Genomic DNA, 13,530 nt, shown 5'->3' on the forward strand with positions numbered 1-13,530 from the left:
TCCGTGGCGACTTATCTCGAATTGAAAGAGCAGGCCGAAAAGCTGATGGCCGAAGCCGAGCGGATGCGCGAGCAGGAAATCGCGGACGCCATTGCCGATGTCAAGGCGAAGATCGCGCTGTATGGCCTGACGGCGGCGGACCTGGGACTGGCCCGGCCCGGCGGCCCCGGCGGCAGCGGGCGGCCCAGGCCGGCCGCCAAGCCGGTGGTGAAGTACCGCGGCCCCAATGGCGAGACCTGGTCGGGCGGGCGCGGGCGCAAGCCGCAATGGGTCGTGCAGGCCCTGCAGCAGGGCCGCGACCTGGAGGAATTCGCCGTCAAGAACGGCCGCTGAGCGCGGCGGGCTGGCGCGCTCGCGTCAGCCGTGCGCGTCGACCCGCTGTTCCACGAACTTGGCCGCGCCGGCCGTCGCCGCGACGCGCTGGTACGCCAGGTGGTACGCGCCCACGCACAGCGCGAGCCATGCCAGCAGGAGGTCGCCCCGGTTGCTGTACAGCACGGCGGGCACCACCGGCACGATGGCGCACACCCACATGATCACGGAGACGGCCGCATTGCTGAAAGGCGGCTGCAGCATGCGCAGGCGCGGCTGCACCACCTGCGTGGCCACGAGGCTGTGGAGATGGTGGCGGTCCGGCTGGCCCGGCGACAGCCGCCGCTTGCTCCGGCGCACGACGCTGTAGAGCACCTCGATCGTCGGGTAGCCGCAGAGCAGGACGCTCGCCCAGGGAGACACCTGCGGGTGGCGTGCCAGCAGTTCCACCGACAGCCACGCGAGCGCGAAGCCGGAGAAATACGCGCCGCCGTCGCCGAGGAACAGCCTGCCCCAGGGGAAGTTCACCAGCCAGAAGCCGGCGACCGACGCGGCGAGCACCAGCGCCACGGTGGCGAGCGGCACGTCGCCGTAGGACAGTGCGATCGCCGAGAGGGCGATCGAGGAAATGATCACCGTGCCGCTCGCGAGGCCGTGGAAGCCGTCGATGATGTTGATGGCGTTGGCGACGCCGCCGACCGCGAAGGCCGTGAAGAGCACCGCGACCGGCCAGTACGACAGCACCATGTCGGCGAGCGGAATGTCGACCCGCGTGAGGCCCAGGCCCGTCCACAGCGCCGCGAGGCCGCCGCTCGCCATCGTCACGACCAGGCGCGTGCGCACGCTGACGCGCCGCGTCACGTCCTCGGTGAGCCCCACGATCAGCGCGGGCATCCCGGCGAGCAGCACGGTGGCGAGCAGCGCGTTCTCCTGCAGGCCGGGGAGCAGGAGCCATGCGGCCGTCACGGAGATGTAGATGCCGATGCCGCCGACGCGCGGCGTGGGAAGCGAATGGAACTTCTGCACCTCGCCCGGCAGGTCCATCGCGAGGCGGCCATGCTTGTGCGTGCTCCACACGAGCGCCTGTGCCAGCACGAAGGACACGAGCATGGTTGCGGCAATGGCCAGCGAGGAATGCGAAGACAACACCGGGTTCCCTCTCCTGCAACGCACGTTCCGCGCAACGCGGGTGCCGCGCGGGGTTTGGAGTGTAGGTCGCGAATCCGAAGCCGTGGGGCGCGAAAAGCAACGCTCGCACGCGAATCGCATGCGTGTGCGCGACCATTCGGGGGAAAGCAACTCGGCTATCTGCAATGTCGCGTTGGGTGAGAACTCATGCGTATCGATGGGCGATGGCCCTCACCCCCGCCCTCTCCCGCAAGCGGGAGAGGGAGCAAGTCAGCGCAGTTCTCCCTCTCCCGCTCGCGGGAGAGGGCCGGGGTGAGGGTGCGCGCGCAGCCACGCTGCAGAGGTGCCTTCGCGGAAACGAAAACGCACCTTGCGGTACTTGTCTTCCAGGAAAGCCGAGCAAACGCGGGCGCTGGTGCCGGAGGCCGGAATCGAACCGGCACGGTGTTGCCACCGGCAGATTTTGAGTCTGCTGCGTCTACCGATTTCGCCACTCCGGCAGCGGGGAGAGGAGGGGTTGGAAATTATGGCACAGTGACGTTCATGCAATACCCGACGATAGCGGACACCATCGGCAGGACGCCGCTGGTCGCGCTGCAGCGCATCGGCGCGGCGGAGAACGCCCGCCGCGGCAACGTGATCCTGGGCAAACTGGAGGGCAACAACCCGGCGGGCTCCGTGAAGGACCGGCCGGCGCTCTCGATGATCGCGCGCGCCGAGGAGCGCGGCGAGATCAAGCCCGGCGACACGCTCATCGAGGCCACCTCCGGCAACACCGGCATCGCGCTCGCGATGGCGGCGGCCGTCAAGGGCTACCGCATGGTGCTCATCATGCCGGAGGACCTCTCGATCGAGCGCGCGCAGACCATGAAGGCCTTCGGCGCCGAGCTGCTGCTCACGCCCAAGAGCGGCGGCATGGAATACGCGCGCGACCTGGCCGAGAACATGCAGCGCGAAGGCAAGGGCCGCGTGCTCGACCAGTTCGCCAACCCCGACAACCCGCGCATCCACTACGAGACCACCGGCCCCGAGATCTGGGAGCAGACCGGCGGGCGCATCACGCACTTCGTGAGTGCGATGGGCACCACGGGCACGATCACCGGCGTGTCGCGCTACCTGCGAGAGAAGAACCCGCAGGTGCGCATCGTCGGCGCCGAACCCGCCCCGGGCTCGCGCATTCCGGGCATCCGCAAGTGGCCCGAGGAATACCTGCCCAAGATCTACGACCCGAGCGCCGTCGACGAGCTCGTGCCGGTGAGCCAGGAGGACGCCGAGGACATGTGCCGTCGCCTCGCGCGCGAGGAAGGCATCTTCGGCGGCATCTCCGCCGCCGGCGCCTGCTGGGTGGCGCAGCAGGTCGCGCAGCGGGTGGAGAACGCCACCATCGTCTTCGTGGTCTGCGACCGCGGCGACCGCTACCTCTCCACCGGCGTGTTCCCCGCGTGAGGACCGCGCAGGCGCGATGAGCGACTACCGCTTCTGCCCGCAGTGCGCCACGCCGCTGGCGTGGATCGCGCAGGAGGAGGACGGCGGCACGAAGCAGCGCCTGCGCTGCCCCGCCTGCGGCTGGACCCACTGGAACAACCCGACGCCGGTGCTGGCGGCCGTGGTGCAGTACCACGACCGCATCCTGCTCGCGCGCAACGCCGCCTGGACGCACAAGATGTACGCGCTGATCACCGGCTTCATGGAGGCCGGCGAGACGCCCGAGGCCGGCATCGCCCGCGAGATCGCCGAGGAGACGAGCCTGCGCGCGCGCTCCCTTTCCCTCATCGGGGTCTACGACTTCCAGCGCATGAACCAGGTCATCATCGCCTACCATGCGGAGTGCGAAGGCGAGGTGAAGCTGTCGCCCGAGCTCGTGGACTACCGCCTGTTCGCCTACGACCAGGTGCGCTGCTGGCCCGCGGGCACGGGCCACGCGCTCGCGGACTGGCTGCGCGGCCGCGGCGTGGAACCGCAGTACATGGAGTTCCCCCGGCCCGCCGAGGAGAAGTGATGCAGATCGACAAGGAAATCGACACCCGGGGGCTCAACTGCCCCTTGCCCATCCTCAAGGCGAAGAAGGCGCTGACCGACATGCAGAGCGGGCAGCTGCTGAAGGTGGTCTCCACCGACGGCGGGTCGCTGCGCGACTTCCAGGCCTTCTCGAAGCAGACCGGCAACGAGCTGGTGGAGCAGCAGACGGTGGGCGACGAGTTCATCCACGTGCTGCGCCGCCGCTGATCCACGCACCGGGGCGAACGTGCACACCGCCGCCTCCCACGACGAAGACCTGCTGGTCCCGGTGCGCAACGCGTCGGGCGACCAGGCGGCCGTGAGCCTGTACGGCGGCCAGCTGCTGTCTTGGCGGCCGGCCGGCGAGGACGAGCAGGTCTACCACAGCCCGCTGTCGCATCCGGCGCCGGGCCACTCGGTGCGCGGCGGCGCGCCGATCTGCTTTCCCCAGTTCTCCGACCGCGGGCCGCTGCCCAAGCACGGCTTCGCGCGCAACCGCCGCTGGCAGCTGGTGACGCCGCCGACGCCGCACGCGCAGGTGGCCGAGGCGCGCTTCCAGCTCGACTCCGCCATGACCTCCACGCTGTGGGACCAGGCCTTCTGCCTCGTGCTGGTGGTGCGCCTGGGGCCCGGCTGGCTGGAGCTGCACCTGCAGGCGGCCAACACCGGGCGCACGGCCTATGCGTTCACCGGCGCCATCCACACCTACCTGGCGGTGCAGGACGTGCGCACGGCGCGCGTGCGCGGGCTGCAGGGGCTGCAGTACGAGGACCAGGCGGCCGGCGGCGCGCTGCACACGCAGTCCGAGGCGGAGCTCACCGTCGCCGGCGAGGTGGACCGCATGTACCGCGCGGTGCCCGGGCCGCTGCACCTGGAGGGCGGCGGCATGCCGCCGCGGCGCATCGTGCACCAGGGGTTCGCGGACGCGGTGACGTGGAACCCCGGGCCGGAGAAGGCAGCGCGCCTGGGCGACATGCCGCGGGACGACTGGCTGCGCATGCTGTGCATCGAGGCCGCCGTGGTGCACGTGCCGGTGGCGCTGGCGCCCGGCAAGACCTGGCGCGGCATGCAACGCATCGAGTTGCTGGATTCGCCGGGGTTCGACCCGGCGCACGCGAGCGACTGAGGCCCGCGCTCAGGCAGAGAGGTCGAGCGAGCGCAGGTAGTCGCGGAAGGCGGGGCCCACTTCCGGGTGCTTGAGCGCGAATTCGACCGAGGCCTCCAGGAAGCCCTGCTTGCTGCCGCAGTCGTAGCGCTTGCCTTCGTAGCGGTAGGCGTGCACGCCCTCCGTGGCGATCAGCTGCGCGATGCCGTCGGTGAGCTGGATCTCGCCGCCGCTGCCCCGGGGCTGGTTCGCGATGCGGTCGAAGACCGCGGGCGTGAGCACGTAGCGGCCGGCCACGCCCAGGCGCGAGGGCGCCTGCTCGGGCGCGGGCTTCTCCACCATGGCCTCGACCTTCACCAGACGCTCGCCTGCCGGCGTGCCGGCGACGATGCCATAGCGCCTGACCTGGTCGAGCGGCACTTCCTGCACGGCCAGCACCGAGTTCTGCACCTGCCGGAACACTTCGACCATCTGCGCCAGCACGCCGGGGCCGCCCTCGCGGCCGATCATCAGGTCGTCGGCCAGCAGCACGGCGAAGGGGTCGTCGCGCACGATGTGCCGCGCGCACAGCACGGCGTGGCCCAGGCCGAGCGAGCGCGGCTGGCGCACGTAGGAGCAGTCCATGTCGGTGGGCGCCAGCGTGCGCACCAGCTCCAGCAGTTCCTCCTTGCCGCCCGCCTCCAGCTCGCTTTCCAGTTCGTAGGCGGTGTCGAAGTGGTCCTCGATGGCGCGCTTGTTGCGGCCCGTGACGAAGATCATGTGGCGGATGCCCGCGTCGTAGGCCTCCTCCACCGCGTACTGGATCAGGGGCTTGTCGACGATCGGCAGCATCTCCTTGGGCTGCGCCTTGGTGGCGGGCAGGAACCGGGTGCCGAGGCCGGCGACGGGGAAGACAGCTTTGTTAACATGTGTGAACTTTTTCATCGACCGCCCGTGAAGTTGTAGCTAGAGTGTGCCGCAAGGCACCGGATCGGGACATTTTGCTGAAGAAGCGATGCCCGCGGTGAACCCGAGAAAGCCCGTCTTGGAAATCCTTCTGCTCGAGCGCCTGGTCCCCGACGCGCAGGCCTGGCTGGAAGCCCGGCACCAGGTGGCCTACCGGCCGGAACTGGCGCAGGACCCCGCGGAACTGCGCAAGCACCTGTACAACGTGCAGGCGCTGGTGCTGCCGCGCAAGCTGATGGTCACGCGCGAATTCCTCGATTTCGCGCCGGTGCTGCGCGCGCTCGCGCGCATGCACGTGGGCACCGACAACATGGACCTCGAGGCCTGCCGCGACCGCCGCATCCGCGTGATCCAGGCGGCCAACGCGCATGTGCGCTCCAACGCGGAATACGTGCTGGCCTCCCTGCTGCTGCTGTTCCGCCGCGGCATCGGCACCTCGCTCAAGGGCGAGCGCCACGCGCCCGCGACGCTCGGGCGCGAACTGCACGGCAGCGTGATCGGCATCCTGGGCCTCGCGCCCTCCGCGCACGCGCTGGCGCAGATGCTGCACGCGCTGGGCGCGCGCCTGATCGGCTACGACCCGGCGGTGCACCGCACGTCCTCCATGTGGGAGCGGCTGCGCATCCAGCCCGTGGGACTGCAGGAGCTGATGGCGCATTCCGACGCGGTGACGGTGCAGGTGCTGTACGCCTCGCGCTACAAGCAGTTCCTCAACGACAAGGTGCTCGCGCACTGCAAGCCCGGCCAGGTCTGGGTGGGCACGACGCGCAGCTCGCTGTTCGACGCCGACGCGCTGGCGCGGGCGCTGGCCGACGGGCGCATCGAGGCCGCGATGCTCGATGGCGCCGAGTCCGGCTTCGCCGCGCGCGGCACGCTGCTGCACGAGCAGCGGAACCTGTTCCTGACTCCGCGCCTGGGCTCCTACACGCGCGAGTCGCGCGTGCGGGCCAGCTGGTATGTGGCGCAACGCATCCACGAGACGCTGAGCGCGCCGCGGCATTCGGGGTTCGATTCGATCATCAGCGCGTCGATGGGGCTCGATTCGATCGCGCCGCCGGAGAGCCAGCCGGCGTCGTTGCCGCCGGCGGGGTAGGTTTCGCGGGGGTGCTGGGGTTCGCCTGCGGCTCACCGCCAGCCTACGAGGTCGGGTGCAGTCGGTGGGGTGACTGGGGTTCGGCTGTCGCCTTCGCCCCAGACTACGCGCTGCATGAGCAGCGCTCGGTCGCCTTCGGCTCACCGCCCGGCGGCCTGCGGCCGCCGCCACCCTACGCACATCCGCATCCGCATCCGCGTCACGGTCCGGGGTGGCATCGGTGGGGTTCGCCTTCGGCTCACCGCCCGGCGGCCTGCGGCCGCCGCCACCCTACGAACATCCGCACCCGCATCCGCGTCACGGTCCGGGGTGGCATCGGTGGGGTTCGCCTTCGGCTCACCGTCCGGCGGCCTGCGGCCGCCGCCACCCTACGAACATCCGCACCCGCATCCGCGTCACGGTCCGGAGTGGCATCGGTGGGGTTCGCCTCCGGCTCACCGACCGGCGGCCTGCGGCCGTCGCCACCCTACGAACATCCGCGGCGATATCCGCGTCGCGGCCGCCGTTGCGTTGCTGGGGTTCGCCTGCGGCTCACCGCCCGGCGGCCTGCGGCCGCCGCCAGCCTACGAACATCCGACCGACATCCGCGTCGCGGCCCCGGTGGCGTCTGCCAACATCCGGGCCCCGTAGGCTGGTGGTGAGCGCAGCGAACCCCAGCTGCGTAGGGTGGCGACGACCGCAGGTCGGCGGGAGGTGAGCGACGCGAACCCCACCGCTTGCCCCCACCCGCCCAGGTAGGCTGGCGGTGAGCGAAGCGAACCCCAGCTTTCACCCCAACCGCTGCAACTGCCCCCGGATCTTCTCCAGCGCCGCCCCGAAATCCGCGATCCGCTTGCGCTCCTGCTCGATCACCGCCGCCGGCGCCTTCGCGACGAAAGCCTGGTTGGCCAGCTTGCCGTTCGCCTTCGCGAGCTCGCCTTCCAGCCGCGTGGCTTCCTTCGAAAGACGCGCCTTTTCCGCCCCGACGTCGATCTCCATGTACAGGCACAGGCGGGCATCCCCCACCACCGCCACGGGCGCTGCCTTAGCCGCGGCCGCCCATGCGGCCTCGTCGTCGAACACGCGGACTTCGCTCAGCTTGCCCAGCGCCTGCAGCACCGGCGCCGCCTCGCGCATGAACGCCGCGTCACCCAGCACGTACGCCGGCAGGCGCGTGGAGGGCGACACGTTCATCTCGCCGCGCAGGTTGCGGCACGCGTCCACCACGGACTTCAGGCGCGCCATCCAGGCTTCGGCTTCGGCATTCACGTTCGCGGCATTCGACACGGGGTAGGGCGCCACGCTGACCGACTCGCCGGTCTTGCCGGCCACCGGCGCGACCTTCTGCCACAGCTCCTCGGTGATGAAGGGGATGACCGGATGGGCCAGGCGCAGGATCGCCTCCAGCACGCGGATCAGCGTGCGGCGCGTGCCGCGCTGCTGCGCCGCGTCGCCCGCCTGGATCTGCACCTTGGCGATCTCGAGGTACCAGTCGCAGTACTCGTCCCACACGAACTGGTAGATCGCGTTGGCGACGTTGTCCAGGCGGTATTCCTCGAAGCCGCGCGCGACCTCGGCTTCCGCCTTCTGCAGCAGCGAGATGATCCAGCGGTCCGCGGACGTGAGCGTCGCCTCCTGCTCGGCGAGGTCCTGGCCCTCGCAGTTCATCAGCACGAAGCGCGTGGCGTTCCAGAGCTTGTTGCAGAAGTTGCGGTAGCCCTCGCAGCGCTTGGAATCGAAGTTGATCGAGCGCCCCAGCGTCGCGAGCGCCGCGAAGGTGAAGCGCAGCGCATCGGCGCCGTAGGCCGGGATGCCTTCCGGGAATTCCTTCTCGGTGTTCCTGCGCACCTGCGGCGCGGTCTCGGGCTTGCGCAGGCCGGTCGTGCGCTTCTCCAGCAGCGGCGGCAGCGCGATGCCGTCGATCAGGTCGACCGGGTCGAGCACGTTGCCTTCCGACTTGCTCATCTTCTTGCCGTGCGAGTCGCGCACCAGGCCGTGGATGTAGACGTGCCTGAAGGGCACCTGGCCGGTGAAGTGCGTCGTCATCATGATCATCCGGGCGACCCAGAAGAAGATGATGTCGTAGCCGGTGACGAGCACGGTGGACGGCAGGTACAAGTCCATGTCCTGCGTCTTCGCCGGCCAGCCGAGCGTGGAGAAGGGCACCAGCGCCGACGAGTACCAGGTGTCCAGCACGTCGGGATCGCGCGTGAGCTTCTTGCCCGGCGCCTGCGCCTGGGCGTCGGCCTCGTCGCGGGCGACGTACACGTTGCCGTCCTCGTCGTACCAGGCCGGGATCTGGTGGCCCCACCAGAGCTGGCGCGAGATGCACCAGTCCTGGATGTTGTTCATCCACTGGTTGTAGGTGTTGACCCAGTTCTCCGGCACGAAGCGCACCGCGCCGCTGGACACCGCGTCGATGGCCTTCTGCGCGATCGACTTGCCCGTGGGGTCCTGGTCGCTCACCTTGGTCATGGCCACGAACCACTGGTCCGTGAGCATGGGCTCCACCACCTGCCCCGTGCGCGCGCAGCGCGGCACCATCAGCTTGTGCTTCTTCGTCTCGACGAGCAGGCCTTGCGCCTCGAGGTCGGCCACGACCTTCTTGCGCGCGTCGAAGCGGTCCAGCCCGCGATAGGCAGCGGGCGCGTTGTCGTTGATCTTCGCGTCCAGCGTCAGCACGCCGATCATCGGCAGGCCGTGGCGCTGGCCGACGGCGTAGTCGTTGGGGTCGTGCGCCGGCGTGACCTTCACGACGCCGGTGCCGAAGGCCTTGTCGACGTATTCGTCGGCGATCACGGGGATCTCGCGGTCGGTCAGCGGCAGCTTCACCTTCCTGCCGACCAGGTGCTGGTAGCGCTCGTCCTCCGGATGCACCATCACGGCGGTGTCGCCCAGCATGGTTTCCGGCCGCGTCGTCGCGACGGTGAGGCTGCCCGAACCGTCGGCCAGCGGATAGCGGATGTGCCAGAGGAAGCCGTCTTCCTCCTCGCTCTCCACTTCCAGGTCGGACACGGCCGTCTTCAGCTCCGGGTCCCAGTTGACCAGGCGCTTGCCGCGGTAGATCAGGCCTTGCCGGTACAGCGCCACGAAGGTCTCCGTCACGATCTTCGAGAGCTTCTCGTCCATCGTGAAGTACTCGTGCGACCAGTCCACGCTGTCGCCCATGCGGCGCATCTGCGTGGTGATGGTGTTGCCCGACTTCTGCTTCCACTCCCAGACCTTGCGCACGAAGGCCTCGCGGCCCAGGTCGTGCCGGCTCGTGCCCTGTTCCTGCAGCTGGCGCTCCACGACGATCTGCGTGGCGATGCCGGCGTGGTCCGTTCCGGGGACCCACAGCGTGTTGAAGCCGCGCATCCGGTGGTAGCGCGCCAGGCTGTCCATGATGGTCTGGTTGAACGCGTGCCCCATGTGCAGGGTGCCCGTCACGTTCGGCGGCGGCAGCTGGATCGCGAAGGACGGCTCGCCCGGCTTCGCCTCGCCGGTGCCGCGCCAGCCGGCGCGGGCATAGCCCCGCTGTTCCCACAGGGGGCCCCATTTCGCCTCGAGGGCGGCCGGTTCGAAGGACTTGGAAAGGCTGTTCAGCCCGGGTTGTTCGGTGCTCACCCCGGGATTTTAAGGTTCACGCAGGCAGCTGCCGGGCGGCTTCCACGCAGTCCTTCAGCACCTTGGGGTCGCCGACCTGGTTGGCCAGCAGCAGGATCAGCCGGGCGTTGAGCAGCGCGGACTGCTTTTCGTCGAGGCCTTCGTGGGCGTCCAGCAGCTGCTCGTAGAAGGCGTCGGCGTCCACCTGGTTCAGGGTGGTCTTCATGCGGTGGGTTCCTCTTCCAGGGACGCGCCCAGGGCGCGGCCGACCGCATGCACCAGCGAGGCGTCGACGCTCTCGCCCGTGGCGGCCACGTAGCTGTCGGGGCGCACCAGCGCCCAGGCATGGCCGAAGACGTGGCAGGCGCCCTGCAGGTGGCCCTGCGGATCGCGCACGTGCTCCAGGGCGCCGGGGGCGTCGTCGGGGCCCAGTACCTGCACGCAGCGCACCGGCGCCGTCCCGGCCAGGCCCTGCAGCCGCGCCAGCGCGGCGGGCGAGGTGGCGCCGAAGACCAGCACCAGCAGGTTGCCGCCGGCCCAGCGCAGCAGGTCGTTGACCGTGCCCGGGCTGCCGTCGGGCCAGGCGAAGGCGACGTTCTGCACGGAGAGCCCGCCCGTGGCCTCGCAGGCGCTGGAGCGGGTATAGGGATTGGCCACCGCCATGCGGCCGGTGTTGACGAACTGGCGGGCGAAGGCGTGCTTGCGCGCCAGGCTGAGCGCCGCGTCGCGGAACAGCTTCTCCATGGCATTGGCGGGGCGCAGGAAGCGCGTGGTGCGGCTGGTGACCAGCACGTTCTGCTTCGCCGCCTCGTGGCGCTCCTCGTGGTAGCTGTCCAGCAGCGCCGGCGCGGCGCGCCCCTGCAGGACGGCGGCGAGCTTCCACGCGAGGTTGTCCGCATCCGCGATGCCCGTGTTGCCGCCGCGCGCGCCGAAGGGGCTCACGACCTTGGCGGCGTCACCCATCAGGAACACGCGGCCATGGCGCATGGAGTCGACGCATTCGCTGCGGTAGGCATAGGGGCCCACCCAGACGATCTCGATCTCGGCGTCCGGCCCGAACTGGCGGGTGAGCCGCTCGCGCACGACGTCCTCTCGGCTCACCTCGGCGGGATCGCAGTCGGGCGGCATCTGATAGTCGATGCGCCAGACGTTGTCGGCCATCAGGTGCTGCCAGACGGCGCGGTTCTCGTTGAACGGCGCCTCGACCCAGGTGTGGCGTTCCACGGGCGGGTGCTTGCTGAAGCGCACGTCGGCGATGCACCAGCGGTCCGAACCCTTCTTCGCCGTGACGGAGGCGCCGGCCCACTCGCGGAAGGGGCTGTGGCAGCCCGTCGCGTCGATCACGTAGTCGGCGCGCAGTTCGTAGTCGCCGGCGGGCGTGGTCACCGACAGCGTGGCGGCCTCGCCGTCCTGCCGGAAGTCGGTGACGCGGTTGCGCCAGCGCAGGTCGACGTGGCCCAGCTCGTAGATGCGGTCGACGAGGAAGGCCTCGATGTAGAACTGCTGGATGTTGATGAAGGGCGGCTGGGTGGAGAGGTTGAAGGCGCCCTGCTGTCGCAGGTCGAAGGAATACACCTCGTCGTCGCCGGCGAAGGTGCGCCCCACACTCCACTGGATGCCCTTGGCGGCGATGCGCTCGTAGATGCCCAGGCGCTCGAAGATCTCCAGCGACTTCTGCGTGTAGCAGATGCCGCGCGAGGACGCGCCCTTCACGCCCACCGTGTTGTCCTCGTCCAGCAGCACGGCCGGCACGCCGAACTGCGCCAGCGCGCACGCGGCGGTGAGGCCGCTCAAGCCGCCGCCGACGATCACGACCGGGTGGTGGCCGGGCTGGCCGGAGGCGACCTCCGGCGGCTTCCGGAAGGGATATTCGGGCAACTGGTAGCCGGTGCCCGACGTGAATTCGTAGCCGTTGGTGTGGGCCACCTCGGCGTAGCGGTCCGCCATGTCTGTCTCCTCCTGACGAACCTGAATTTACTTCTTCACGAACTCCGGGCGGTCGTTCTGCTGCGGTTTCAGCGGCGCGGCCGACTTGCCCGCGGCGCGGTCGGCGCGCCACTGCTCCTTGCGCGCCGTCCATTCCTTCAGGCGGGCATGGGCGGTCTTGCTCTCCTCGAGCATCTGGAACTCGTCCGCGAGCTGGGCCGTGAGCTCCAGGCGCACGCCGTTGGGGTCGAAGAAGTAGATGCTGTGGAAGATGTGGTGGTCGGTCACGCCCAGCACTTCGATGCCGTGCGCCTCCAGCCGGGCCTTCATGTCCTGCAGCGCCTGGATCGAGTCGACGCGGAAGGAGATGTGGTTGACCCACTTGGGCGTGTTGGGCGAGGGTTCGCAGGCCTGGTCGTCGCCGAGGTCGAAGAAGGCGATGAACGAGCCGTCCTGCAGGCGGAAGAAGAAGTGCGTGTAGGGGCAGTACTCGCCCGTGCTCGGCACGTAGTCGCTCTGGATGATGTGGTACAGCGGCAGGCCGAGGATGTCCTCGTAGAAGTGCCGCGTCTCCTCGGCGTCGCGCGCCCGGTAGGCGTAGTGGTGCAGCTGGTGGATCGGGGCGGGGGCGGGCAGGGCGCCCGGGTCCTTCAGAACGGCGGCCATGGGAGTCTCCGTATTTACCTATGCGTAATGCATTTACTATACCGTAACGCTCTCGCTGCTCCAAGGCGGCCGGGCGCGGGGCTTAAGACCATTTATCGACACCCCGGCGTCAATAGCCCTTGGGAATGGAGTGCATTGAGCAACCCTATTAGACGCCACCCCCCGCGCTCATTACGCTTGCAGCGTCCCCGGCCCGGCCGGGGCACGAGCTTCCCCTCTTCATTCACCAGAAGGAGATCTCCATGGCAGCACTCAAAGGCTCCAAGACGGAAGAAAACCTGAAGGCCGCCTTTGCGGGCGAGTCCCAGGCCAACCGCCGCTACCTGTACTTCGCGAACAAGGCCGACGTGGAAGGCCAGAACGACGTGGCGGCCCTGTTCCGCTCCACGGCGGAAGGCGAGACGGGCCACGCCCACGGCCACCTGGAGTGGCTGGAGCAGTGCGGCGACCCGGCCACCGGCCTGCCGATCGGCGGCACGCGCGACAACCTCAAGGCCGCCGTCGCCGGCGAGACCCACGAGTACACCGACATGTACCCGGGCATGGCCAAGACCGCGCGCCAGGAAGGCTTCGACGAGATCGCCGACTGGTTCGAGACCCTGGCGAAGGCGGAACGCTCGCACGCGAACCGCTACACCAAGGCGCTCAACGAGCTGGCCGACTGATTCTTCCTCCCTCCCCCTCCGGGGGAGGGGGGGGGGGGGGGGGGGGGGGCCCCCCCCCCCCCCCCCCCCCCCCCCCCCCCCCACCAACAAACCCACACACCCCCGCAAAAAAACCGCCGGGAACCCCA

General features: G+C 69.6%; 13 protein-coding genes and 1 tRNA gene. 7 read left to right on the forward strand and 7 right to left on the reverse strand.

The features are described 5' to 3' along the window. Positions 1-3: 3 nt before the first annotated feature. Positions 4-333 (forward strand): H-NS histone family protein, encoded by a 330-nt coding sequence (locus ACY0MJ_RS20970; protein ID WP_462640497.1) that lies wholly within the window; start codon positions 4-6, stop codon positions 331-333. Positions 334-357: 24 nt separating this feature from the next. Here the strand turns inward: ACY0MJ_RS20970 and ACY0MJ_RS20975 are convergent, their stop codons facing one another. Both ACY0MJ_RS20975 and ACY0MJ_RS20980 read right to left on the reverse strand, forming a co-directional pair. After that, positions 358-1,458, reverse strand: a complete 1,101-nt coding sequence (locus tag ACY0MJ_RS20975; protein ID WP_462640498.1) for an MraY family glycosyltransferase — start codon at positions 1,456-1,458, stop codon at positions 358-360. Between the two features lie 395 nt (positions 1,459-1,853). Then, a tRNA-Leu gene (locus ACY0MJ_RS20980) sits at positions 1,854-1,940 on the reverse strand. Positions 1,941-1,983: 43 nt separating this feature from the next. On the opposite strand from ACY0MJ_RS20980, the gene cysM reads away from it, so the two are divergent. The 4 genes from cysM to ACY0MJ_RS21000 are packed head-to-tail and all read left to right on the forward strand — an operon-like array spanning position 1,984 to position 4,564. Further along, a complete protein-coding gene (gene cysM, locus ACY0MJ_RS20985) occupies positions 1,984-2,886 on the forward strand; it encodes a cysteine synthase CysM (protein WP_462640499.1) in 903 nt (300 codons plus the stop codon). 16 nt (positions 2,887-2,902) lie between these two features. Then, positions 2,903-3,439, forward strand: coding sequence for an NUDIX hydrolase (locus ACY0MJ_RS20990; RefSeq protein ID WP_462640500.1), 537 nt, complete (start codon positions 2,903-2,905; stop codon positions 3,437-3,439). Next, a complete protein-coding gene (locus ACY0MJ_RS20995; RefSeq protein ID WP_171563612.1) occupies positions 3,439-3,666 on the forward strand; it encodes a sulfurtransferase TusA family protein in 228 nt (75 codons plus the stop codon). The genes ACY0MJ_RS20990 and ACY0MJ_RS20995 overlap by 1 nt, the downstream gene beginning before the upstream one ends. Before the next feature lie 19 nt (positions 3,667-3,685). Further along, complete coding sequence (locus ACY0MJ_RS21000; protein WP_462640501.1) at positions 3,686-4,564, forward strand: D-hexose-6-phosphate mutarotase; 879 nt, start codon at positions 3,686-3,688, stop codon at positions 4,562-4,564. Between the two features lie 9 nt (positions 4,565-4,573). On the opposite strand, the gene galU is transcribed toward ACY0MJ_RS21000, so the two are convergent. After that, positions 4,574-5,467 carry a UTP--glucose-1-phosphate uridylyltransferase GalU gene (gene galU / locus ACY0MJ_RS21005; protein ID WP_462640502.1) on the reverse strand — a complete coding sequence of 298 codons (894 nt, stop codon included), beginning with the start codon at positions 5,465-5,467 and terminating at the stop codon, positions 4,574-4,576. 100 nt (positions 5,468-5,567) lie between these two features. Here galU and ACY0MJ_RS21010 point away from each other — a divergent pair, with 100 nt between their 5' ends. Beyond that, positions 5,568-6,581, forward strand: a complete 1,014-nt coding sequence (locus ACY0MJ_RS21010) for an NAD(P)-dependent oxidoreductase (protein ID WP_462640503.1) — start codon at positions 5,568-5,570, stop codon at positions 6,579-6,581. Between the two features lie 768 nt (positions 6,582-7,349). On the opposite strand, the gene ACY0MJ_RS21015 is transcribed toward ACY0MJ_RS21010, so the two are convergent. Genes ACY0MJ_RS21015 through ACY0MJ_RS21030 form a run of 4 tightly spaced genes read right to left on the reverse strand, consistent with a single transcriptional unit; the run spans position 7,350 to position 12,737 of the window. Further along, the gene (locus ACY0MJ_RS21015) at positions 7,350-10,166 is read right to left on the reverse strand and encodes a valine--tRNA ligase (protein WP_462640504.1); all 2,817 of its coding nucleotides are present in this window, start codon (positions 10,164-10,166) and stop codon (positions 7,350-7,352) included. Between the two features lie 16 nt (positions 10,167-10,182). Beyond that, positions 10,183-10,371: a DUF2783 domain-containing protein gene (locus ACY0MJ_RS21020; protein WP_462640505.1), complete on the reverse strand. Its 189-nt coding sequence runs from the start codon at positions 10,369-10,371 to the stop codon at positions 10,183-10,185. Then, complete coding sequence (locus ACY0MJ_RS21025; protein ID WP_462640506.1) at positions 10,368-12,092, reverse strand: FAD-dependent monooxygenase; 1,725 nt, start codon at positions 12,090-12,092, stop codon at positions 10,368-10,370. Before ACY0MJ_RS21025 ends, ACY0MJ_RS21020 begins: the two co-directional genes overlap by 4 nt. A gap of 27 nt (positions 12,093-12,119) precedes the next feature. Beyond that, positions 12,120-12,737: a VOC family protein gene (locus ACY0MJ_RS21030; protein ID WP_462640507.1), complete on the reverse strand. Its 618-nt coding sequence runs from the start codon at positions 12,735-12,737 to the stop codon at positions 12,120-12,122. A 242-nt stretch (positions 12,738-12,979) separates the two neighbouring features. Here ACY0MJ_RS21030 and ACY0MJ_RS21035 point away from each other — a divergent pair, with 242 nt between their 5' ends. Next, positions 12,980-13,402, forward strand: coding sequence for a rubrerythrin family protein (locus ACY0MJ_RS21035; RefSeq protein ID WP_462640508.1), 423 nt, complete (start codon positions 12,980-12,982; stop codon positions 13,400-13,402). Positions 13,403-13,530 lie beyond the last annotated feature (128 nt).

The organism is Ramlibacter sp. bp-362 (assembly GCF_054956735.1).